This window comes from Pseudomonas juntendi (assembly GCF_009932375.1).
In the GTDB taxonomy this organism is placed as follows: Bacteria; Pseudomonadota; Gammaproteobacteria; order Pseudomonadales; family Pseudomonadaceae; genus Aquipseudomonas; species Aquipseudomonas juntendi.
Window position 1 is genome coordinate 1 of sequence record NZ_BLJG01000230.1, and the last position, 21,929, is coordinate 21,929.

Genomic DNA, 21,929 nt, shown 5'->3' on the forward strand with positions numbered 1-21,929 from the left:
GCAACTGTCTTGCTCAATTACTAAAAGCTGGCGCGGTCCCTGTAGGAGCGGGCGCGCCCGCGAACACCGGCGCAGCCGGTGCCATGCACTGCGTTGGATTCTTCGCGGGTTTACCCGCGAAGAAGGCTCACACACAATGGCGCCATGACGCCCCACTAAAAGGACTGTCCAGTGGCCTCGATCTACCAGCTCAAACCACGCTTCCAGGCCTTGTTGCGCCCGGCCGTGCAACGCCTTTACGACCGAGGCGTCACCGCCAACCAGGTCACTGTCACCGCTGCCGTGGTATCGCTCCTGGTGGGCCTGCTGCTGGCCGCCCTGCCGCACATCACCTGGCTGTTCATCCTGGTACCGATCTGGATGCTGCTGCGCATGGCGCTGAATGCCGTCGACGGCATGCTGGCCCGGGAGTTCGGCCAGCAATCAACCCTCGGTGCTTACCTCAACGAACTGTGTGACGTGATTGCCGATGCAGCGCTGTACCTGCCCTTCGCCTTGTTGGCCGGGGTGTCGCCTGCGCTGGTGGTGCTGGTGGTGCTGTGCGCCACCTTCAGCGAGTACGCCGGTGTCATGGGCCCGCTGGCAGGCGCCTCGCGGCGCTACGACGGGCCTATGGGCAAGAGCGACAGGGCCTTCGCCTTCGGCGTGCTGGGCACCGGCGTCGCCTTTGGCCTGCTCGATGGCGCCTGGATCAACGGCCTGTTGCTGGTCATCCTCGCGCTCTCGCTCTATACCCTCTACAACCGGGTTCGCCAGGGCCTGGCCGAAACCCGCTGAGCCTATCGTCGTCGCAAAAGGACGTTGACCATGCGCCAAGCGCAAGCGCTGCACTTCCCCACCCATGACGGTGTCAATCTGCATTACCGTCATTGGCCTGCCACCCGCAACGAACACCAGCCACGCCGCGCCGTGGTGATGTTCCACCGGGGCCATGAGCACGGCGGGCGCATGGCCCACCTGGCCGATGAGCTGGACATGCCGGGCTACGACTTCTTCGCCTGGGATGCCCGCGGCCACGGCCGCTCGCCAGGCGCACGTGGCGACAGCCCGGGGTTCGCCACCAGTGTGCGCGACGTGCAAACCTTCATCGAACACATCCAGGCCCACCACGGCATCGCCGAACAGGACCTGGTGGTACTGGCACAAAGCGTCGGCGCCGTGCTGATCGCCACCTGGGCCCACGACTACGCGCCCAAGGTGCGCTGCCTGGTCTTGGCCTCGCCAGCGTTCAAGGTCAAGCTGTACGTGCCGTTTGCCCGCCCAGGCCTGAAGCTGCTGAAGGCCTTGCGCGGCAATTTCTTCGTGAATAGCTACGTCAAGCCGCGCCTGCTCACCCACGACCCTGAGCGGGTGATGTCGTACGTGGCCGACCCGCTGATCAGCCGGCCCATTTCGGTAACCATGCTGCTGGGCCTGTACGAGGCCGCCGACCGCGTAGTGGCCGACGCCCAGGCCATCCAGGTGCCGACCCAGTTGCTGGTGTCCGGGGCTGATTTCGTGGTCGAGCGCCAACCGCAAGAACGGTTTTTCGATCGGCTCGGCAGCACACGAAAGGAAATGCACATACTGCCCGGGTTCTTCCACGACACCTTGGGTGAACGTGATCGGGCCCATGCCCTGAGGCGCATCGAACGGTTTGTCGACCATTGCTTCGCCAGCCCCGCCGCGTTGCCCTCACTGCTGGATGCCGACAAGACCGGGGCCAGTTGCGCCGAGGCAGAAAGCCTGGCTGCGCCGCTGCCGCGCAACTCGCCCCGCGACCTTTACTGGCGCGCCACCCGCGCTGGCTTGAGCTTGGGCAAGGGGCTGTCTGCGGGCGTGAAGCTTGGGTTTGACACCGGCTTCGATTCTGGCAGCACCCTCGACTACGTGTACCGCAACCAGCCGACCGGCAAGGGCAAACTGGGGCGCATGATCGACCAGAACTACCTCGACGCCATCGGCTGGCGTGGCATTCGCCAACGCAAACTGCACGTCGAGCAATTGCTGCGCCTGGCCATCGCCCACCTGCGTGAACAGCAACGGCCCGTGCACATTGTCGATATCGCGGCCGGCCATGGCCGCTATATCCTCGAAGCCCTTCAAGGCCTTGAGCAGTTGCCAGATTCGATCCTTCTGCGCGACTACAGCGAACTGAACGTTCAGCAAGGCAGCGCGCTGATCCGCGAGAAGGGCCTGGCCGACATCGCCCGCTTCGTACAGGGCGATGCTTTCGATCGCCAGAGCCTGGCTACACTTGAACAACCCCCAACGCTGGGCGTGGTTTCAGGGCTGTACGAGCTCTTCCCCAGTAACCAACTGGTGGGCAATTCCCTGGCCGGGCTGGCCGACGCCATAGAGGATGGCGGCTACCTGGTCTACACCGGCCAGCCATGGCACCCGCAACTGGAGATGATTGCCCGCGCCCTCACCAGCCACCGCGGTGGCGAGGCTTGGGTAATGCGCCGGCGCAGCCAGGCCGAGATGGACCAGCTGGTTGAGGCCGCGGGCTTCCGCAAGCTGGCCCAGCGCATCGATGAATGGGGCATTTTCAGCGTCAGCCTGGCACAGCGGGTGCGCTGAGTGAGCCCGCCACGCGAGCACGGGCTGATTCGCCGGGGTGTGTTCTGGCTTCTGCTGCTGGGGCCGTTGTTCTTCCTCAGCTATGGGCTGGCGAACAATTACACGGCTGGGCGCAGTGATGTCGGCAGCCTGGTGTTCGGCTGGGAGCACGGCATGCCGCTGTGGCCCTGGACGATCATCCCGTACTGGTCGATCGACCTGCTGTACGGGTTGTCCTTCCTGCTGCCGCGCACACGCCAGGAAATGGACCGCCACGCGCTGGCGTTACTCAGCGCACAGGTGATCAGCGTCTGCTGTTTTCTGCTGTGGCCGCTGCGGTTCACCTTCGAGCGGCCGGGCCTGGACGGGCTGTTCGGCTGGCTGTTCGACGTGTTGATGGGCTTCGACAAGCCATTCAACCAGGCGCCTTCGCTGCACATCGCTTTGCTGGTGATCATCTGGGCGATGTTTGCCCGGCATGTGCAACGCCAGCCCTGGCGTTGGCTGATGCATGGCTGGATGGCGCTGATCGGGGTGTCGGTGCTGACCACCTGGCAGCACCATTTCATCGATGTGCCCACGGGGGCGCTGGCGGGGTTTGCCTGCCTGTGGCTGTGGCCGCAGCAAGGGCGCCTGCCCTTTCAGGCGGCCCGTCTTGCTCAGGATGCCAAGCGCTGGAAGGTTGCCGCTTGTTATGCCTTGGGCGCGCTGCTGTGTGTACTCCCTGCCGCTGCGATGGGCGGGGCTTGGCTGTGGTTGAGTTGGCCGGCGGTGTCGTTGGGGCTGGTGGCGCTGAACTACACCGTGTTCGGGGCGGGTGGTTTTCAGAAGGGTGATGACGGGCGCTTGTCGCCTGCAAGCCGGTGGCTGCTGGCACCCTATCTGGCGGGCGCATGGCTCAATTCGCGGCTGTGGACCCGGCGCCATCCACAGGCCGACGAGGTGTGCGATGGTGTGTACCTGGGGAGAATCCCAGGGCGCGACACGCAGTTCGCTGCAATTGTTGATCTGTGCGCAGAACTGCCGTGTAACGCAAACCAGTGTAGGAGCGGCCTTGTGTCGCGAAAGGGGCGCGAAGCGGCCCAGGGTTTTCAGCTTCGCAGCAGAAACTGTCGGGGCTGGTCCGCAGCCCTTTCGCGACGCAAGGCCGCTCCTACGACGATCGCGTCAGCCCTTGACTATCAGTGTTTCGCTACCCTGGATCTGATAGCGCCAGACGTTGCCCTGCTACAGCAGGCCGTCAACGCCATCGAACACCTGCGCGCCCAGGGCCCGGTGCTAGTGTGCTGCGCTTTAGGCTACTCGCGCAGCGCCAGCGCCGTGGCCGCGTGGCTGCTGCTCTCCGGCCGCAGCAGCGACGCCCAACAGGCAGAAGCACTGATTCGCCAAGCACGCCCCGGCATCGTACTGCGCAACGCGCATCACCAGGCTCTGCAGCAACTGGGAGCACAGCCATGAACCTGCGCGTGGCCGCCAGCCTGCTGGGCCGAGGCAAACAGCTGGAGCGCCTGTCCGACGGCCTCACCTTGCTGGCCCTGGCGTATGGCCTTTCACCGCTGCTCAATGCCCCACTGCATCCGCTGGCGAGCCTGCTGTGCAGCGTGCTGCTGGTGCTCGGCGTGTTCCACAAATACTGGGCCATCCGCGTGGCTATCGATGCCGAACTGTTTGCCCACCTGGCCAATAGCGCAGACCTGCCGGCTGACACCCAGGCCCTGGACCGCGCCCTGTTCGAACTGAAACTCAAACCACAGGCCACCGACGGCCGCGCCTGGCCTGCCCGCAGCCGGGCCGCACTGGGCCTGTTGCGCCGTCAGGCCGTATGCCTGGGCCTGCAGCTGTCGCTAACCTTGGCTACCCTGCTGACACTGCCTTTGAAGGGATGACCACCTGCCTATGCTCGCCAACCTGACTGCTTATGTCATCACCTCGGCCGCCCGCCTGATTACCGGTGCCCGCGCCCTTTGGCTGGGGTGCTCGGCGCTGCCGGTGCAGCGCCTGTATTTCGCCAACCACAGCAGCCACGGCGACTTCGTGCTGCTGTGGGCCTCGCTGCCGCAAGGGCTGCGCCAACGCACGCGCCCGGTGGCCGGCGCAGACTACTGGGCCAAGCCGGGCATCCGCGACTTTCTTATCCGCAAGGTCTTCAACGGGGTACTGATCGAGCGCCAGCGCAGCGAAGGGCAAGGCAACCCTTTGCAGCCGGTGCTGGACGCGGTGGCCCAGGGCGACTCGCTGATCTTCTTCCCGGAGGGCACGCGCAACCTTGGCGACGAACCGCTACTGCCCTTCAGAAGCGGGTTGTATCACCTGGCAGCCGCCCACCCGCAGGTCGAACTGGTACCGGTCTGGATCGCCAACCTCAACCGGGTGATGCCCAAAGGGCGCGCCTTGCCATTGCCGTTGCTGTGCACCCTGAGCTTTGGCGAACCGCTGCACCTGCACGCCGATGAAAGCAAGCAGGCGTTTCTCGAGCGGGCCAGCCAGGCCCTGCTGAACCTGGCCCCCAAGGATGCCTGACATGGACAACAACACCCTTTCCCTGTTTGCCGGTATCGGCGCCCTGCTGCTGCTGGCCAGCGTGGTCGGCCGCCTGCTCAAATGGCGCGCCGGCCCGGCGCCGCACGCCGTGATCGACAACCTCAACGCCCGCATCAATGCCTGGTGGGTGATGGTGGTGGTGATCGGCATTGCCTTTGTGTTCGGCAAGTACGGTGTGATCGTGCTGTTCTACGGTGTGTCGTTCTATGCCCTGCGCGAATTCATGACCCTCACCCCTACCCGGCGCAGCGACTACCCGGCACTGGTGGCAGCCTTCTACGTGGCACTCCCGGTGCAGTACGTGCTGATCGCCATGGACTGGTACGGCCTGTTCAGCATCTTCATCCCGGTGTACCTGTTCCTGCTGCTGCCGATCCTCGCCAGCCTGGGCGGTGACACCACACGGTTCCTCGAGCGTGCGTCAAAAGTGCAATGGGGCTTGATGATCGCCGTGTACTGCGTGTCGTCGGTGCCGGCCCTGATGACCCTGGACATCCCCGGCTACGAGGGCCGCAACCTGCTGCTGATCGCCTGGCTGATTCTGGTGGTGCAACTCAGCGACGTGCTGCAGTACGTGTGCGGCAAGCTGTTCGGCAAACACAAGGTGGCGCCCAACCTGTCCCCCTCCAAGACCGTCGAAGGCCTGGCCGGCGGCGTAGCGCTGGCCACCCTGATCGGCGCCCTGCTGTGCTGGATCACGCCCTTCAGCTTCTGGCAGGCAGCACTGATGGCCTTGGCCGTGAACGCCATGGGCTTCTTCGGCGGGCTGGTGATGTCGGCTATCAAGCGTGACCGTGGGGTGAAAGACTGGGGGCACATGATCGAAGGCCACGGCGGCATGCTCGACCGCATGGATTCGGTGTGCTTTGCAGCGCCAGTGTTCTTCCACTTTGTGCGGTATTGGTGGGCATAGCGCGACCAGACAGCTGGACGTCGAGCCCAGGCAACTGCGGCTCGGCCGATGGCCCTATGGTGACCCGTCATTCAGCCAGTCACCAGGAGTTGTGCCATGTCCGATTTCATCACCGTCCTGCGCGAAACCTGCCCCACGCCGGTCGTGGACGCCACCAAGTGGAAGCGCATCGGCGGCGATCCGCACACCGTGAACCTCAACGCCTACCTGTCGGCCGACGGCAGCAAGATCATGGGCACCTGGATCTGCACCCCGGGCAAGTTCGAGGTCAATTACGACAAGTGGGAGTTCTGCCACTTCCTCGATGGCTACTGCATCATCACCCCGGAAGGCGAAGAGCCGAAGCACCTGAAGGCGGGTGATGTGTTCGTCATTGAACCGGGTATGAAAGGCACCTGGGAAGTGGTCGAGACCGTGCGCAAGTATTTCGTTTTCGCCTGATCAGACACTCTACAACTAACGCTGTGGGAGCGGGCGCGCCCGCGAAACGGGCAGCGTGGTGGATGGCACCGGCTTTGCCGGTGTTCGCGGGCATGCCCGCTCCCACAGGGTTATGTGGCCACCTGGCCCGCGATGAAGCCCACCTCTTGCGTCAATCTTTCTTGCGATACCCCTCGACGATAGCCGAGAAGTCCTTGCCACCCTCGCCACGCAAGCTCATGGCCTGATACAACTGCTGGGCCACAGCCCCCAGGATCACCGGCTGGTGTGCCTGGCGCGCCGCTTCGGTCGCCAGCCCCAGGTCCTTGAGCATCAGTTCGGCGCCAAAGCCACCGGTATAGCCACGCGATGCTGGCGCGGTTTCGATGATGCCCGGCCACGGGTTGTAGGTGTCCGAACTCCAGCAACGCCCGGTCGAGCTGTTGATGATGCCGGCCAGCACCTGGGTATCGATGCCCAGCGCATTACCCAGCGCCATGGCCTCGGACACGCCGATCATCGAGATACCCAACAGCAGGTTGTTGCAGATCTTGGCGATTTGCCCGGTGCCCACCTCGCCGCAGTGGACGATATTGCGGCCCATCTGCTCCAGCACCGGCTTGAGGCTGGCGAACAACTCGGCGCTGGCACCGACCATGAACGTCAGCGTGCCGGCTGCCGCACCGCCGGTGCCACCGGACACCGGCGCATCGCCCATGTCCACGCCCTTGGCCGCTGCAGCCTTGGACACCTCGCGCGCGGTCTGCGGGTCGATGGTGCTGCAGTCCACGGTAGGTGTACCGGCACGAATACCGGCCAGCACGCCATCTTCGTTCAGGTATACGCTGCGCACATGGGCAGCGGCAGGCAGCATGGTGATCACCAGCTCGCTGTTGGCCGCCGCGTCCTTGGGCGACGGGCTGATCTGCCCACCCAGTTCGGCCAGCTCGGCGAGTACAGCCTTGTTCAAGTCGAACAGGTTCAACTGGTGCCCGGCCTTGATCAGGTTGCGGGCCATGGGCGCGCCCATGTTGCCCAGGCCAATGAATGCAATACGCATGACGTCTCCTTAGCGCAGGCTGATGGTGGTGTTCACGCCGTCGTTGACGCTGTCGTCGTCGAACCAGCGGGCAGTGACGGTCTTGGTCTGCGTGTAGAACTGCACCACTTGCTTGCCGTATGGGCCAAGGTCGCCGAGCTTGGACCCACGGGAGCCGGTGAAACTGAAGAACGGGACCGGTACCGGGATCGGGATGTTGATTCCGACCTGGCCGATATCGATTTCGCTCTGGAACTTGCGCGCTGCCGCGCCGCTTTGGGTGAACAGGCCAGTGCCGTTGCCGAACGGGTTGGCGTTGACCAGGGCGATGGCTTCGTCGAGGGTATCGACCTCCAGGGTAACCAGCACCGGGCCGAAGATTTCCTGGGTGTAGACCTGCATGTCAGTCTTCACACCCGAGAACAGGGTTGGGCCAACGAAGTTGCCGTGCTCGTAACCCGGCACCGTGACGTCGCGGCCATCGAGTTCCAGCTTGGCGCCTTCCTTGATACCGCTTTCGATCAGGCCCAGCACACGCTCCTTGGCGCGTTTGGAAACCACCGGGCCGACATCGGTGCCTGGCTCACACCCGGCATTGACCTTGAGCTTGCTGGCTGCTTCCTTGATGTCCGGCAGCCACTCACGGGCCTTGCCCACCAGCACCGCCACCGAGGTGGCCATGCAGCGCTGGCCCGCCGCGCCGAAGGCGGCACCGACCAGGGCATTGATGGTTTGCGTACGGTTGGCATCGGGCAGCACCACGGCGTGGTTCTTGGCGCCCATCATCGACTGCACACGCTTGCCGTGCTGGCTGGCCAGGTTGTACACATGGGTGCCCACTTCGGTGGAGCCGACGAAGGAAATCGCCTTGATGTCCTGATGAGTGCAAATGGCATCCACCACCTGTTTGCCACCGTGCACCACATTCAGCACCCCGGCCGGTACACCGGCTTCCAGCGCCAGTTCGACCAGCAGCATGGTCGACAACGGGTCCTGCTCGGACGGCTTGAGCACGAAGGTGTTGCCGCAGACGATGGCCATGGGGAACATCCACAGGGGGATCATCGCCGGGAAATTGAACGGCGTGATGCCAGCGCATACACCGATAGGCTGGCGCAGGGTGTAGGTATCGACACCGCCGGCGACGTTTTCGGCGAATTCACCCATCTGCAAGGTGCCGATGGAAGCAGCGTGTTCCACCACTTCCAGGCCGCGGAAAATATCACCCTCGGCGTCAGCCAGGGTTTTGCCCTGCTCGGCGCTGAGCACCTGGGCAATGCGCTTGGTGTGTTCGCGAATAAGCGCCTGCAGCTTGAGCATGATGCGCATGCGCGCGCCAATCGGGGTGTCTCGCCAGGTCTTGAAGGCACGGTGGGCAGCGGCTACGGCTGCATCGACTTCTTCTACCGTCGCGAACGGTACGCGCGCCAGCACCTCTTGGGTGGCCGGGTTGACGATGTCGCGCCATTCGGTGGTCTTGGACTCGACCCACTGGCCGTCGATCAGCAGCTTCACCGGGTCGACCTTGGTCGGGTTCGGGGATTGCGGTGCGTTCATCTGCGTTCTCCTTGGAATTATTGTCGGGACGAGATCGCCAGCGCCAAGCAAACGCGAGGTGGCGTCCTGAGGCTTGTTTCGAGTATAGATGTGCAAACATCCAACAAGAACGCACAAAAAAACCGGATCATCATGCAAAAAGATCTCACATCCCTGAGCGCGCTCAACTGGGACGATTTGAAGTTTTTCCTTGAAGTGGCCCGTACCCGCAAGGCCAGCAGTGCCGCCAAACGGCTGAGCGTGGACTACACCACGGTGTCGCGGCGCATCAGCTCGCTGGAGGGGGCGCTGGGCACGTTGCTGTTCGAAAAGTCGCGCACCAACGGCTTTGTTCTCACCGCCGAGGGCCAGCGTTTGCTGGGCTATGCCGAGTCGATCGAAAGCACGCTGCACATGGCGTGCGAGCAGGTATCCGGGTCGAGCGTGGCATTGTCGGGGCATGTGCGCATGGGGTGCACAGAAGGCTTCGGCAGTTTCTTCATTACCCCGCAGTTGAGCCACTTCGTCGACGCCTATCCGGCCATTTCGGTGGATATCCTGCCGCTGCCGCACTTCATCAGCCTGTCCAAGCGCGAAGCGGATATCGTCATCGCCCTGGAGCGGCCCGAGCATGGGCCTTATGTGTGCTGCAAGCTGTGCGACTACAGCTTGCGGCTGTATGCGACGCAGGGCTACCTGGACAGCCATGCGCCGATACGCCAGGTGGCTGACCTGGCCAGGCACCCGTTCATCAGTTACGTGGACGACCTGGCGTTCAGCTCAGAGTTGCTGTACCTGGCCAACTTGATTCCCGGGGCCAGCGCGCATTTGCGCAGTACCAGTGTGATTGCCCAGTACACGGCGGCGCTGCAGGGGCGCGGGCTGGCGATCCTGCCGTGTTTCCTGGCTGCACAGGATCCACGGCTGGTCACGGTGTTGCCAGAGGACATCGAGGTGACCCGGCAATTCTGGATGTATTGCCGGGAGGACCTGCGCAAGCTGAAGCGGATCACCCTGTTGTGGGATTACATTCGCGGGGTGACCGAGGCGAATGCGCCGTTGTTGATGGGGCAGACCCGGGAAATGCGCTTTGCCCAGCAGTGACGGGGCTCAGTAGGACGCCACCACGATGGACACGCGCCGGTTCTCTGTACGCCCGGCGCTGGTGCGGTTGTCTGCCACCGGCTGGCTGCTGCCCAGGCCCTGGCTCTGGATGTTCTGCGGCTGCATGCCGACCCCGACCAAGGCTTTGGCGACGCTCTGCGCGCGGCGCTCGGACAACTGCTGGTTGTAGGCCGCCTTGCCCGACGAGTCGGTATGCCCGTCTACCCGCACACGCTGGATACCCACGCCCAGCAGTGCCTTGCCGATCCGCTCGACAATCGCCTGGCTCTGGCTGTTGAGGCTGTCCAGGTCACTGCCGAACAACACTTTGCCAGACAAGTCATACGCCCAGCCTTCATCGGTGGGGGTAAAGCCTTCGCGCTTGAGCACGGCAATCTGTTCCGGGGTCAGCCCCTTGGGCGGCGCGCTTTGGCAGCCGGTCAGCGCCAGCACAGCGAGTAACACGGCCCACAGTGGAAAACGTAAAGCCTGTATCACGGGTTCAGCTCCTGTTGTCGATAGGGTTGGCGGACCGTTCCGTCTGCGCCACTTGCCAATGGCCACGCCGTTTGCGCTTGGCCTGATACATCGCCGCATCGGCGGCATTCAGAAGACTGGCCGGGTCGGCGCCGTCTTCCGGGTAATAGGCGATACCGACGCTCACCGACGTGGCGACACTGCGGCCGCTGTCCAGCTGCACCGGCAGCTTCATGCTGGCGACGATTTTTTCGGCAATGTGCTCGGCATCCCGGCGCGTTTGCAAGGGCGTCAGCAGCACGGCGAATTCATCGCCGCCCAAACGCGCCACCAGATCATGCTCACGCAACTGGGCACGCAGGCGCTCGGCCACGCTGATCAGCACCTCGTCCCCCACCGCATGGCCCAGCGTGTCGTTGATCTGCTTGAAATGGTCACTGTCGAGGAACAGCAGCGCCATGTGATCCTGCTGGCTGGCTGCGTTGCGCACGCTGCGGCTCAGGCGCCCTTCGAAGAAGGCACGGTTGGGCAGGCCGGTCAGGCTGTCGTGGCTGGCCTGGTGGGCCAAGGTCTGGTTTTCGCTCTGCAGGTGGCTTTGCCACACTTCCAGTTCGTCCAGCAGGGCGTTGAAGTCATTCCCCAGCTCGTTGAGCTCGGCAATCGCCGTTTCCGGCACACGCCGATCGAAGCTGCGCTCGCGGCGGGCGGCGTGGGCGACGCTGGCCAGGCCGCGCAGCGGCCGGGTGATATCGCCGAGCAGGCGCCGCGACAGGTACTGGGCAGCCAAGGCGCTCAAAACCGTGCAACACAGAATACCGGCAAGCCCCCCCAGCATGAACAGCAACAGGCTACGCCCCTGGCCAACCAGTTCGATGCGCCCGATCTGTTGCTGCTGGTGCATGATCGGCAGCTTGACCGGTTCGTCCAGCAACGCGCTGGCGACCTGCGCTTCCAGCAGGGCAAGCATGCCCGAATCGGCACGTTGCCAGCGCGCCAGTTGCTCGCCTTCACCATTGAAGACCCTGGCCTCGGCCACTTCCTCGGAGCTGGCGATCAGCCCCAGCGCTTCACTTGCGGCGGCACTGTCATCGAACACCACCGCCGCCTCCACGGTGTAGCTGATCGACCGGGCAATCAGTTGCAGGTTGTGATTGGCGTAGACGCTCAAGGCCAGCACGCCCAACAGGGTCAAGGAAACACCGGCCAGGCCCACGGCCAGCAAGGCGACATTTAAGTGTGCACGGCCCAGTACCGAACGCAGGGTTGGGCGCAGGTGGCGCTTGCGGGTCGGCTTCATGGTTGCACCGCCCGGCGCCGCGACAGCTGCAGCACGCTGGGGTGAATGCGCACCCCGGAGCGCGCCACCGAATCAAGGTTGACCTCGAAGGCCACCTGCTGGTCGCTGACCCGCAGGCAGAACAGGCTGCCGATGGTGCATGGGTCATTCGATTCGCTGATGCTCAGGACCGGGTAGCCGCTGACCCGCTCGAACAGCTTGTCACGCTGGCGCTGGTCGAGCTTGCCGATGTAGATCGCATCACACGCCTGAGCGACCTGACTGTCATCTGCCAGCAAGCGCTTCACTTGCAGCGGGCGGCCAGACTCCTGCACCTGGCCTTTGATCAGGTCGTCCGCGTATTCGGTGGGGCCGACCAGGCACAGGCGCAATGGAGACGGCTCCACCGGCCAGCGCGCGTAGCTGAAAATACCCAGCACGACCTGGGTGACGGCCTTGGCCCGTTGCTGTGCCTGGGCGTTGGTGGTTGCGGTGTCCGCCCGGGCAGGACCCATAGCGATAAACAGGACGGCCAGCAATAGCGAAACCGCACAGCTTGTCACACGTCTTGCGGCCACATGCATGTGGGGAATCTCTCAAAATCCTTTCTGGTCTCGGCGCAACGATAGCACATGGCCGCATCACTGTAGAAAGGCAGGCACCGCGGTGGTTGGCACGGGCTGCGCCCGTGTTCGCGGGCATGCCCGCTCCCACAGGGGATCTCCACCTGGTTTCGGCCGGGGTCAGACTTGCTCCAGCATCAACCCGGAAATGCGCCTTACCTTGCGCGACACCGCTTCTTCGAAAATGCCCTGGCGCGGCTCGACCAGGCTGAAACAGTGCTTGGCGCGGGTGATCCCGGTGTAGACCAGCTCCTTGGTCAGCACCGGGTTCAGTGCGTCGGGCAGTACCAGTGCGGTGTGGCCGAACTCCGAACCTTGGGACTTGTGCACCGTCATGGCAAAGACCGTTTCCACTTCATTCAGGCGGCTGGGCAGGACAAAACGCACGCCGCCGCTGCCGTCATTACGCGGGAAGGCCACCCGCAGCAGCGGCTCGCCGCGCTCGTCCGGCAAACGCAGGGCAATGCCGATGTCGCCGTTCATCAGGCCCAAGCCGTAGTCGTTGCGGGTGACCAGCACCGGGCGCCCTTCGTACCAAGGCTGCTGGCTGTCGATCAGGCCGGCGCCGTGCAGCACCCGCGCCACCCGTTCGTTGAGCCCTTCGACGCCCCAGGCACCGCGGCGTACCGCACACAGCAACTGGAAGTCCTCGAAACTGTGCAACACCTTGCCCGCCCACTGCTCCCAGGCGGGGTCGTCGAACGGGGTCTCCAGCAATGGCCGATAGCGGCCAAGGGTACGCAAATAACTGCGGTACCCTTGTGGCCCTTCGCTGCCCTGGTTCAAGCCGTCGAGCAGCAGGCGGTCGAAGGCGCGGTCCTGCTCGTGCCTGAGCACCAGGCTGTGCACATCAGCCGGCGGCACGGCCAGCAGGTTGCGCGCCGCATGGGCGTCCTGCCGGTTGACCAGCCGCGCCAGCTGGCCAATCCCGCTGCCTTCGCCAAAGCGCCGCGAAAAGCGCAGCATCACCACTTGCTGGGCCAGCGGGTTGCGCTGTTCATCGCCAACCTTGAGGCCACTGCCAGCCAGCGATTCGCCACTGACCTGTTCGAGCCAGCTGGCGGTGGCCGGCGCGTAGTAGCCTTCTTCGGCGTCCCGGCACAAGTCACCCAGCACGGCACCGGCCTCGACCGAGGCCAGCTGGTCCTTGTCACCCAGCAATACCAGGCGTGCCCGCGCTGGCAAGGCGTCGAGCAGGTTGGCCATCATCTCCAGGTCGATCATCGAGGCTTCGTCGACCACCAGCACATCCAGCGGCAACGGGTTGCCCGCATGGTGGCGGAAGTGCCGCGAACCCGGGCGGCTACCGAGCAGGCGGTGCACGGTGCTGACGTCGGTCGGCACCTGCTCGCGTACCTGGGCACTGACCTGCAGGCGCTCGACCTGCTGGCCAATGGACTCGGTCAGGCGCGCAGCGGCCTTGCCGGTGGGTGCCGCCAGGCGGATACGCAATGGCCTGCCCTGCTCCACCGCCGGCGCTTGCAACAACGCCAGCAGGCGCACCACCGTAGTGGTCTTGCCCGTACCGGGGCCGCCGGTGATGATGCTGAAGCCGGCGCGGGTGGCCAGGGCGCAGGCGAGCTTCTGCCAGTCCACCTGGCCTGCCGGTGCGCCGCCCTCGAACAACTGAGCCAGGCGTTGCGGCAAGTCCGCCGGCGCTGCTTCAGCCTGGCTCAGGCGCAGGCGCAAGGTGTGGTCGATACGCCGCTCGTAGCTCCAGTAACGGCGCAGGTACAAGCGCTGGCCGCTGAGTACCAGTGGGCGCGCCTGCTGGCCCGGTGCGTCGCCAGCGGCCACCAGCGGGCTGGCAACTATGCGTTGGCGCCATGCTTGCAAGTCGAGGTTGGCCAGCAATTGCGAAGGCAACAGCAACGGGCCGGTCAGTGCGTCGCCCTCTGGCGGCAACGACAGGGCAAAGTCGGGCTCGGCCAGGGTTTGCTGCAGGTCGAGGCAGACGTGACCGTGGCCCAGTTGATGGCTGGCCAACGCTGCGGCAAGCAGCAGCAAGGGGTCACTGCCTGGGGCCCGCTCTTCCAGAAATGACACGAACGCACGGTCAAGCGGCCGTAGCCAGCCGCGTTCGACCCAGCGGTCGAGCAGTTGCAGCAGGTCACCGCTGTCAGTTTGCGGCGCCAGCGCCAGCAGGTACTCGGCGTGCAATGGGGTGGGCAACAGGTCGACAAGGCTACGGCTCATGACAGGGCTCCGGCAAACAGGTCCTGCTGGGTGGGCGGGTGCTCGCCACGGAACAGCGCATCCAGGCTTTCGATCAATTCACGCGGTGGCTTGGTGAAGTAAACGCCGTGCCCGCTGCTGCTGGCGCCCCGCAGGAAGATGAACAAGGCACCGCCCACGTGGCGGTCATAATCGTAATCGGGCAGCCGCGCGCGCAGTTGCCGGTGCAGGGCCAGCAGGTACAACACGTACTGCAGGTCGTAGCGGTGTTCGAGGATGGCATTTTCCATGGCCAGGGCATCGTAAGCCTGGGTATCCGGGCCAAGCCAGTTGGATTTGTAGTCGGTCACGTAATAGCGGCCGTCCAGCTCGAATGCCAGGTCGATGAACCCTTTGAACATGCCATTGAGCAGCGTCGGCTGCGCCGCCGGGCGCGCCAGGCCGGGGTGGGTGTGGCGTGCTACCAGACGATCCAACTGCTCGGCGTCGACACGCTGGCTGGCGAACCAGAACTCCATTTCGATCTGGTAAGTGCACAGTTCCCCGAGCGTCACGCTCTGCCCACTGCCGGGCAACGGCAAGGCCTCGTTCAGCAAGCGCTGCATCCACTGGCTGAGGGTGGGGATCCAACCCGTCCAGTCTCGGCGGTTGCAGCGCTGGCCAACGGTTCGCTCGATCAACTGCGGGTTACGGCTTACCAGGCTAAAGCCTTCGCGGCCTGCCCACTCCAGCAGACCGTGCAGGAAGGTGCCGGGGTTCGGCCCCCGCGGGAAGCGGTGGATATCACCGCTGTCGGCCGGGACTTCACGCAGCACCTGTACATCGACGACTTCGTCATCCTGCAGTTGCTGGGCCTGCGAGCTGTCGGCACCGAGGGTTTGGTCACCAACGCGCAGGGCGCTGTAGGAGGCGATCCACCAGTGCTCAGCGGCGGCGCGGCGTGGCTTGCGTGCCGGCAGTAATTCACGTTCGGCGTGGGGCATGCGATACACCTGCTGCTGCACCGGCGGCAGGCCTGGGCAGGCGATGTGCGGGCAACCCGCGGCCAGGGCCTGCAACCAGTCGGCCAACTGCGCCGAACTGGCCAGGGCAAGGCCGCCACCCAGCAGATACCCCAACGCCGAGCGGTGCAACTGCGACGTTTTCTGGTTGCCGCGCTTGAGGTCGGCGACACCCAGCCAGCAGGCATGCTGGGCACGGGTAAGGGCCACATACAGCAGGCGCAGGTCTTCGGCCAGGCGCTCATCGTCGGCGCGTTCGATCTGCTCCTGGTCTGGGGTCAGGGTAAGGTGGGCGTGGCCTTCAGGGTCGTGCCAGGTCAGCGGCAGCCGGCTACCGTCCACAGGTTTGCTGGTGCAGATGAACGGCAGGTAGACCAGCGGATACTCCAGGCCCTTGGACTTGTGGATGGTCACCACCTTGACCAGCTGTTCGTCGCTTTCCAGGCGCAGGATCTGGTCCTCACCAGCCTGGCCAGAACTGGCCAGGTGCTCGGCCAGGTGGCGAATCAGCGCCTGTTCGCCATCCAGTTCGCCAGCTGCCTGCTGCAGCAACTCGGCCAGGTGCAGCAGGTTGGTCAGCACCCGTTCGCCATCGCTGCGGCGGATCAGCGTGCGCGGCAGCTGGAAGTCATGCAGCAGGTGGCGCAGCATCGGCAGTACGCCCTGGCGCTGCCAGGTTTCGCGGTAGTAGCGGAACCGCATGACCCAGCCTTCCCAGACCCGCTCGTCCTGGTTCAAGCGGTCCAGTGCGGGCAACGACAGGCCTAAGGTAAGGCTGGCCAGGGCCGCCTTGAGCAGGCGCTCCGAGTCGGGCTCGGCGCAGGCCTTGAGCCAGGCCAGCAGGTCGTGGGCTTCCTGGGCAGCGAACACCGAGTCCTTGTCGGACAGGTACACACTGCGTACATCGCGTGCGGCCAGCTCGGCGCGCACCAGCTGCGCTTCGTGGCCATCCCGCACCAGAATGGCGATGTCTGACGGCAGGCAGGGGCGCAGTGCGCCTTCGGCACTGCGGAAACCGGCCGTGCCTTGCTGGCCGCCATTGAGCAAATCGACAATGTGGCTGGCGCAACTGGCGGCCAGTTGCTGGCGGTAGACACTGCCGGATACCGGCTCTTCGCTCTGCAGCTGCCAGCATTGCAGGGCAGCGCTGGCTTCGCCGTTGATCACCAGCTGTTCGCTACGGCCTTTGGCGTGCACCTCGATGAACGGCAACGGGTTGTCATCCGCACCGCGGAACAGGAACGCCCCGCGCCCTCCCTGACGCGCCTCGGCCTGCAGGAACACCTGATTGACTGCCGCCACCATGGCCTTGCTGGAGCGGTAGTTGGTGTCCAGGCTGTGCAGCCGACCACTGGTGGCCCGCCGTGCGGCGAGGTAGGTGTAAATGTCGGCACCGCGGAAGGCGTAGATCGCCTGCTTCGGGTCGCCAATCATGAACAGGCCGGTGTCCGGGCGGTTTTCGCCGATCTGGTAGATACGCTCGAAAATGCCGTACTGCACCGGGTCGGTGTCCTGGAATTCGTCGATCAGGGCCACCGGGAACTGCTCACGAATCAGCCCGGCCAGACGCTCGCCGGCTTCACTGGCCAGTGCGTGCTGCAAGCGCACCAGCATATCGTCAAAGCCCATTTCTGCCCGCCGACGCTTCTCCACTTCAAACCGTGCCGAAACCCAATTGGCGGCATGCTCGAGCAGGGGGGCATCCGGGCTGTCCAGGGCTTGCAGGTGTTGCGCCAGGGTCTGCATGGCATCCAGGCCTGGGTGCGCGGGTGGCTCGCCTTTCCAGGCCTCGGCCATGCCGGCCGGTGTCAGGCGGGTGAAGCCGGTACCCAGGTCGAGCTCCACCTGTTGTTCGTCCGTAGCCCACGCGTGGAGCTTGTCGAACCAGGGTTCGAAATAGCGCGCTTGCATCTTGCGGCCGTCGACCTGCTTGGCCGCCAGGGCATTGCGGCAGATCTGCCGCAGCTCTTCGGCCCACTGTAGCCAAGGTGCCTTGAGCCGGGCCAACTGTTCGCTGCGCTGCTGCAGCGATGCCTCGATCAGTGCCGCCGGTTCCGCGCCGTGCTGCTCGGCCCGCACCCGGCCGAACAAGGGGCGAATGCGCGGGAGCAAGGCGTCGGGGCTGACCCAATGGCTGCGCACCCACGCCAGCGCTTGGCCTTGCATGCTGTAGCAGAAGCGCCGCCAGTAATCGCGCATGACTTGGCCCAGCAGCTCGCTGTGGTCGGTTTCCAGGGTCTGGGTGAACAGGCTGCCGCTGTCAAAAGCGTGCTCGCGCAGCATGCGCTGGCACCAGCCGTGAATGGTCGATACCGCTGCTTCGTCCATCCACTGCACCGCAATTTCCAGGCGCCCGGCACAGCGCGGCCAGGCCTCTTGCGGGTAGTCGTCACGCAGTTGGTGCAGCAAAGGGTCGGCGCCCTCCAGCTCGCCACGGAAGAAGCGTGCAGCTTCTGCCAGGCGGGCACGGATACGCTCGCGCAACTCCTTGGTGGCGGCGTCGGTGAAGGTCACCACCAGAATCTGCGGTGGCAGCAGTTCGCGTGCAAAACCCTGCTCGCCGCCATGCCCGAGGATCAGGCGCAGGTACAGGGCGGAAATGGTGAAGGTCTTGCCGGTGCCGGCACTGGCCTCGATCAGCTGGCTGCCATGCAAGGGGAAACTCAACGCCAAGGGGCGGGCCTGGGTCATGCGCCTTTCTCCGGGTTGCCCAGGGTCTGCCAGGGTGCGGTGAACAATGGGCGGTACAAGGTTTCGCACCAGCCTTCAAAGGTTTCGTCGGCGGTGAGTGCGGCGAAATCACGGAACTGCCGAGCCAGGGCGATGCTTTCACTGCGCTCGCCGAAACTGTTGCGTTCATCGCCCTCGTAGGCGCGGGCCGCAGCGGCCAGGGCTTTGTCGGCATCGTCGTGGGCCAGCCAGGCAAAAGCGGTTTTGGCGGCGACCGCCAGGGGCGCGTTCATCGCGGCCTGGCGCGCCACCAGCAGGTCGCCCAACAGTTGCCCGGCGGCGCCTTGCGGCAGCGGTGCCAGCAACAGGGTCAGGTCGCTGGCGACCAGGGCGCTATGGTAGGCGTAGCCTGCGGCACAGGCCGCCAAGTGGGTGACCCAGGGCGCGATCAGGCGGTGCCACTTCAGGTTGTTGCGCCCCGCACTGATGGTGTTGGGCACGGTGGTAATACTCAGAAGGCTTTGGTCGTCGGCCTGGAATACCCGCCCCAGCCAGCCTTCGAGACGGTGCCGGCCGTGCTCGAAATGAACGGGCAAAGCGCCCTCGACCAAGCGCGGCCAGCGTTGCAGCAACTGCTGGTGGCGTTGCAGCAGGTCGGGTAACGGCTCGATCAACTCGCTTTGCAGCAGCTCGCCGAACCCCGCCAGTGGCAGCACGCCGCAAGCCTGCAAACGCCGGGCCTGAGCCTGCAGGGCCTGCTCGGCGTCGCCCGGTGCGGCCAAGGCGACACCGAGCAGGCTTTCACTGGCGCCGTAGCGCTGCAGGGTGTCGAGGGTGAAGGGTTCTTCGTCCGGGGTCGGCGCCTCCAGCGCTTCGAAGTACACCTTGAGGCGCTGACTGAAGAAATGCCGAACCGGGTGGCGCAGGAAGTCACTCAGCTGGGTCAGGGTAAGCGCTTCATCATCCTGATAGGGCGCCAGGGCTGGTTCGCCCTGCGGGTCGCCTTCGCTCTGCTGGTGCAACACTTGCCATTCGTGGGCATAGCTGAACAGCGGGCTGCCCTTCTGGAAGTAGCGCGGGCTGAACGGTTGCAGCGGGTGCTCCTGGGTCAGGGCGTGCAGCAGTTGCTCGCCAGCCTGTGTCGCCTGGCCCTGCTGTGCGCCGTTCAGCTGCCAACCTGCCGCAAGGTGGTCGCGCAACTGCCCGATCAACACCGAGGCCGGGCGTTCGCTGTTGTCACGAATACTGCGCCCGACCCAGCTGACGTACAGCTGGTCACGTGCCGACAGCAGCGCTTCGAGCAGCAGATAACGATCGTCCTCACGGCGTGAGCGGTCACCGGGGCGGTAGTCGCTGGCCATCAGGTCGAAGTCCAGCGGCTGCTGGGCGCGGGGGTAATCACCATCGTTCATGCCCAGCAGGCACACCACCCGAAATGGGATCGCACGCATGGGCATGAGCGTGCAAAAATTCACCGAGCCCGCCAGGAAACGTTGCGACAGCTTGCCTTGGTCCAGCCCCGACAGCCAGGCCTCGCGCACCACGGTCAATGGCAGAGGGTCCTGCAGGCCGACCGTTTCGCATACTTCAAGCCAGCTATCGCGCAGATCCTGCAACTGGATCAGCAGGAATTCGTCGTGCTCGTCCTCGGCCAGGAAGAACACATGCAACAGGGCATGCAGGCGCTCGCCCCACTGGCTGACGGTGGCCGGTTCGGCCAGGGCCTGGCAGGCGACATCCAGTGCGTCGAGCAGGGCCACCAGCGGGCCGATCAGGGCTGCGTCCAGACCACCGATTTCATCGTACGGCTCAATACCGTCACACGCTTCGCCCACGCCTACGGCATACCCCAACAGCATGCGTCGCAAACCAAAGCGCCAGGTGTTCTGTTCAAGCCCGGCGGGCAGGCCAAGGCTGGCTCGCTGCTCGGCATCGAGGCCCCAGCGAATGCCTGCGCCTTCGATCCAGCGGTGCAGGGTAGGCAGGTCGTTTTCGCGGATACCGAACCGGGCTCTTACCGCGGGGACATCCAGCAGGTCGAGCACTTCGCTGACGGCGAAACGGCTGTCCGGCAGCTTGAGCAGGTGCTCCAGCGCAATCAGCAGAGGTTCCCGGCCACGCTGCCCTTGATCGGTCAGGGTGAACGGTATGTAACGGGGGTCATTGCGCTGCAGTTGGCCGAAAACGGCGCGGATGTGCGGCGCGTAAGTATCGATGGCCGGCAGCATGACGATGACATCACGCGGGCGCAATGTGGGGTCGGCACTGAAGCGGGCCAACAGCTGGTCGTGGAGAATCTCCACTTCGCGCTGGGGGCTGTGGGCAATGTGAAAACGGATCGAGCGGTCGTTGGCGGGATCGACTGGCGGCCACAGCGCGCGCGTTTCTGCCAGCGGGCGGAGTTCGAGAATGTCGTCCTGCAATTGATTGAGCAGCGTGGCGGGTGAACCGTCGCTGAACAGATCGATGCGACCATCGCTGAACACGCCTTGGTAGCTACCCGGGTCGTCGTAGCTGTCGAGCAAGTTGATGTAGTCTCGGCCTTGCTTGCCCCACGCAGCCAGTAATGGGTGTGCGTGTTGGTGCAGGGCCTGGTCGTCGAGCTGCAAGGGCATGCCTTGTTTGCGCTGCTGACGCTTGTACTGGTGGCGCAGCAGGTCTTTGTCGGCAACGATGTCCGCCCAGTGGTGGCGACAAGGGTTGTGCACGCACAACAACACCTGGCTGAAGCGTGCGAGGCCAGCCAATGCCTCCAAGGCCTGGGCCGGCAGCGATGAAATGCCGAACACGATCACCCGCGAGGGTAACCCGGGGGGAGCCTGTTCCAGGCTATTGATACGTTCGATGAAGCGCTGGTGCACGCCGGCCCGGCTTTGCGCCATACCTTTTTCGCCGACGTCTTCCAGCAAGGCCTTCCACAACTCGGCCTGCCAGCGGTTAGCCGGGGGCAGGGCCTTGCGTTCGCCACGGGCGGTGTTCAGCACGTGCTCACCCGCTGCCCAGTCCCTGAGCCAGTCGGCCCGGTAGACCTGATACTGGTCGAACAGATCGGCCAGGCGCTCGGACAGCTGGTAGCGCTTGCGCAGGTCACCGTCATCCGTCAGGAAGCGGCGCAACGGCTCGAAGTGCGGGCGCTCGATCAGCGCTGGTAGCAGACGCATCAGGCGCCAGGTCAGCGGCGCTTTGTCGAGCAGGGATACCTCGGGAATTTCATCGCGCCCTAGCACGCTGCGGTACAACTGCCACATGAAGCTGCCGGGCAGTTGAACCTCGATTGCAGCGGCGATGCCGCAGCCACCTTGGTCGTCCTCCAGCGGGTCTTCCGCCAGCGCCAGCTTGAGCCATTGAGCGATACCGTTACTCTGCACCAGGGCGATTTCGTTTTCCAACGGTGCCAGCGGGTAACGACGCATCCAGCTCACCACAAGGCTGCGCAAATCGTCGAGGCGGTTGCCGTGGACGATCATGAAGCCGGGGTGAAGATGGGTGGTGTGGGGCATCGGAAACTCTCTGGCAGGTGCTGAGCTGAGGTTGGTGGGGGAAACGATATCACGCGTGATGCGTTCCCTGGGGGGCATGGCACGGGCTTCGCCCGTGTTCGCGGGCACGCCCG

16 protein-coding genes are annotated in these 21,929 nt (G+C 64.7%); 8 read left to right on the top strand and 8 right to left on the bottom strand.

Features of this window, described 5'->3' with window-relative positions:
* Positions 1–171: 171 nt before the first annotated feature.
* The 7 genes from GYA94_RS22915 to GYA94_RS22945 all read left to right on the top strand — a co-directional run bounded on the left by GYA94_RS22915 (position 172) and on the right by GYA94_RS22945 (position 6,436).
* The gene (locus GYA94_RS22915; RefSeq protein WP_110679772.1) at positions 172–777 is read left to right on the top strand and encodes a CDP-alcohol phosphatidyltransferase family protein; all 606 of its coding nucleotides are present in this window, start codon (positions 172–174) and stop codon (positions 775–777) included.
* A gap of 30 nt (positions 778–807) precedes the next feature.
* Positions 808–2,562, top strand: coding sequence for a bifunctional alpha/beta hydrolase/class I SAM-dependent methyltransferase (locus tag GYA94_RS22920; RefSeq protein ID WP_161893159.1), 1,755 nt, complete (start codon positions 808–810; stop codon positions 2,560–2,562).
* Positions 2,563–3,999: a phosphatase PAP2/dual specificity phosphatase family protein gene (locus tag GYA94_RS22925; protein WP_161893160.1), complete on the top strand. Its 1,437-nt coding sequence runs from the start codon at positions 2,563–2,565 to the stop codon at positions 3,997–3,999.
* Positions 3,996–4,427, top strand: coding sequence for a hypothetical protein (locus GYA94_RS22930; protein WP_161893161.1), 432 nt, complete (start codon positions 3,996–3,998; stop codon positions 4,425–4,427). Before GYA94_RS22925 ends, GYA94_RS22930 begins: the two co-directional genes overlap by 4 nt.
* Positions 4,428–4,437: 10 nt before the next feature.
* Positions 4,438–5,061 carry a lysophospholipid acyltransferase family protein gene (locus tag GYA94_RS22935; RefSeq protein WP_161893162.1) on the top strand — a complete coding sequence of 208 codons (624 nt, stop codon included), beginning with the start codon at positions 4,438–4,440 and terminating at the stop codon, positions 5,059–5,061.
* 1 nt (position 5,062) lies between these two features.
* Positions 5,063–5,995 (top strand): phosphatidate cytidylyltransferase, encoded by a 933-nt coding sequence (locus GYA94_RS22940; RefSeq protein ID WP_009683878.1) that lies wholly within the window; start codon positions 5,063–5,065, stop codon positions 5,993–5,995.
* A gap of 96 nt (positions 5,996–6,091) precedes the next feature.
* Positions 6,092–6,436: a cupin domain-containing protein gene (locus GYA94_RS22945; protein WP_003251579.1), complete on the top strand. Its 345-nt coding sequence runs from the start codon at positions 6,092–6,094 to the stop codon at positions 6,434–6,436.
* A 151-nt stretch (positions 6,437–6,587) separates the two neighbouring features.
* On the opposite strand, the gene mmsB is transcribed toward GYA94_RS22945, so the two are convergent.
* Positions 6,588–7,475, bottom strand: coding sequence for a 3-hydroxyisobutyrate dehydrogenase (mmsB, locus tag GYA94_RS22950; protein ID WP_110679767.1), 888 nt, complete (start codon positions 7,473–7,475; stop codon positions 6,588–6,590).
* A 9-nt stretch (positions 7,476–7,484) separates the two neighbouring features.
* Positions 7,485–9,011: a CoA-acylating methylmalonate-semialdehyde dehydrogenase gene (locus tag GYA94_RS22955; RefSeq protein WP_110679766.1), complete on the bottom strand. Its 1,527-nt coding sequence runs from the start codon at positions 9,009–9,011 to the stop codon at positions 7,485–7,487.
* 132 nt (positions 9,012–9,143) lie between these two features.
* On the opposite strand from GYA94_RS22955, the gene GYA94_RS22960 reads away from it, so the two are divergent.
* Entirely contained in the window at positions 9,144–10,094 is a 951-nt protein-coding gene (locus GYA94_RS22960; RefSeq protein ID WP_110679765.1) for a LysR family transcriptional regulator, read from the top strand.
* 6 nt (positions 10,095–10,100) lie between these two features.
* On the opposite strand, the gene yfiB is transcribed toward GYA94_RS22960, so the two are convergent.
* The 6 genes from yfiB to recC form a co-directional block, all read right to left on the bottom strand.
* On the bottom strand, positions 10,101–10,592 hold the full coding sequence (yfiB, locus tag GYA94_RS22965; protein ID WP_161893163.1) for an outer membrane lipoprotein YfiB: 492 nt from the start codon (positions 10,590–10,592) through the stop codon (positions 10,101–10,103).
* A gap of 4 nt (positions 10,593–10,596) precedes the next feature.
* Complete coding sequence (gene dgcN / locus GYA94_RS22970) at positions 10,597–11,868, bottom strand: diguanylate cyclase DgcN/YfiN (protein WP_161893164.1); 1,272 nt, start codon at positions 11,866–11,868, stop codon at positions 10,597–10,599.
* Positions 11,865–12,431, bottom strand: coding sequence for a regulatory sequestration protein YfiR (gene yfiR, locus GYA94_RS22975; protein ID WP_161893165.1), 567 nt, complete (start codon positions 12,429–12,431; stop codon positions 11,865–11,867). The genes dgcN and yfiR overlap by 4 nt, the downstream gene beginning before the upstream one ends.
* A 159-nt stretch (positions 12,432–12,590) precedes the next feature.
* Positions 12,591–14,666, bottom strand: coding sequence for an exodeoxyribonuclease V subunit alpha (gene recD, locus GYA94_RS22980; protein ID WP_110679762.1), 2,076 nt, complete (start codon positions 14,664–14,666; stop codon positions 12,591–12,593).
* Positions 14,663–18,337 (bottom strand): exodeoxyribonuclease V subunit beta, encoded by a 3,675-nt coding sequence (gene recB, locus GYA94_RS22985; protein WP_161893166.1) that lies wholly within the window; start codon positions 18,335–18,337, stop codon positions 14,663–14,665. Before recB ends, recD begins: the two co-directional genes overlap by 4 nt.
* Positions 18,334–21,816, bottom strand: a complete 3,483-nt coding sequence (gene recC, locus GYA94_RS22990; RefSeq protein WP_161893167.1) for an exodeoxyribonuclease V subunit gamma — start codon at positions 21,814–21,816, stop codon at positions 18,334–18,336. Before recC ends, recB begins: the two co-directional genes overlap by 4 nt.
* Positions 21,817–21,929 lie beyond the last annotated feature (113 nt).

What these genes read in the sequence shown, in the direction of transcription:
- yfiR (WP_161893165.1), bottom strand. Translation starts at nt 12,431, where the DNA reads ATGCATGTGGCCGCAAGACGTGTGACAAGCTGTGCGGTTTCGCTATTG.
- GYA94_RS22930 (WP_161893161.1), top strand. Translation starts at nt 3,996, where the DNA reads ATGAACCTGCGCGTGGCCGCCAGCCTGCTGGGCCGAGGCAAACAGCTG.
- GYA94_RS22920 (WP_161893159.1), top strand. Translation starts at nt 808, where the DNA reads ATGCGCCAAGCGCAAGCGCTGCACTTCCCCACCCATGACGGTGTCAAT.
- recC (WP_161893167.1), bottom strand. Translation starts at nt 21,816, where the DNA reads ATGCCCCACACCACCCATCTTCACCCCGGCTTCATGATCGTCCACGGC.
- recB (WP_161893166.1), bottom strand. Translation starts at nt 18,337, where the DNA reads ATGACCCAGGCCCGCCCCTTGGCGTTGAGTTTCCCCTTGCATGGCAGC.
- recD (WP_110679762.1), bottom strand. Translation starts at nt 14,666, where the DNA reads ATGAGCCGTAGCCTTGTCGACCTGTTGCCCACCCCATTGCACGCCGAG.
- dgcN (WP_161893164.1), bottom strand. Translation starts at nt 11,868, where the DNA reads ATGAAGCCGACCCGCAAGCGCCACCTGCGCCCAACCCTGCGTTCGGTA.
- mmsB (WP_110679767.1), bottom strand. Translation starts at nt 7,475, where the DNA reads ATGCGTATTGCATTCATTGGCCTGGGCAACATGGGCGCGCCCATGGCC.
- GYA94_RS22955 (WP_110679766.1), bottom strand. Translation starts at nt 9,011, where the DNA reads ATGAACGCACCGCAATCCCCGAACCCGACCAAGGTCGACCCGGTGAAG.
- GYA94_RS22940 (WP_009683878.1), top strand. Translation starts at nt 5,063, where the DNA reads ATGGACAACAACACCCTTTCCCTGTTTGCCGGTATCGGCGCCCTGCTG.
- GYA94_RS22960 (WP_110679765.1), top strand. Translation starts at nt 9,144, where the DNA reads ATGCAAAAAGATCTCACATCCCTGAGCGCGCTCAACTGGGACGATTTG.
- GYA94_RS22935 (WP_161893162.1), top strand. Translation starts at nt 4,438, where the DNA reads ATGCTCGCCAACCTGACTGCTTATGTCATCACCTCGGCCGCCCGCCTG.
- GYA94_RS22945 (WP_003251579.1), top strand. Translation starts at nt 6,092, where the DNA reads ATGTCCGATTTCATCACCGTCCTGCGCGAAACCTGCCCCACGCCGGTC.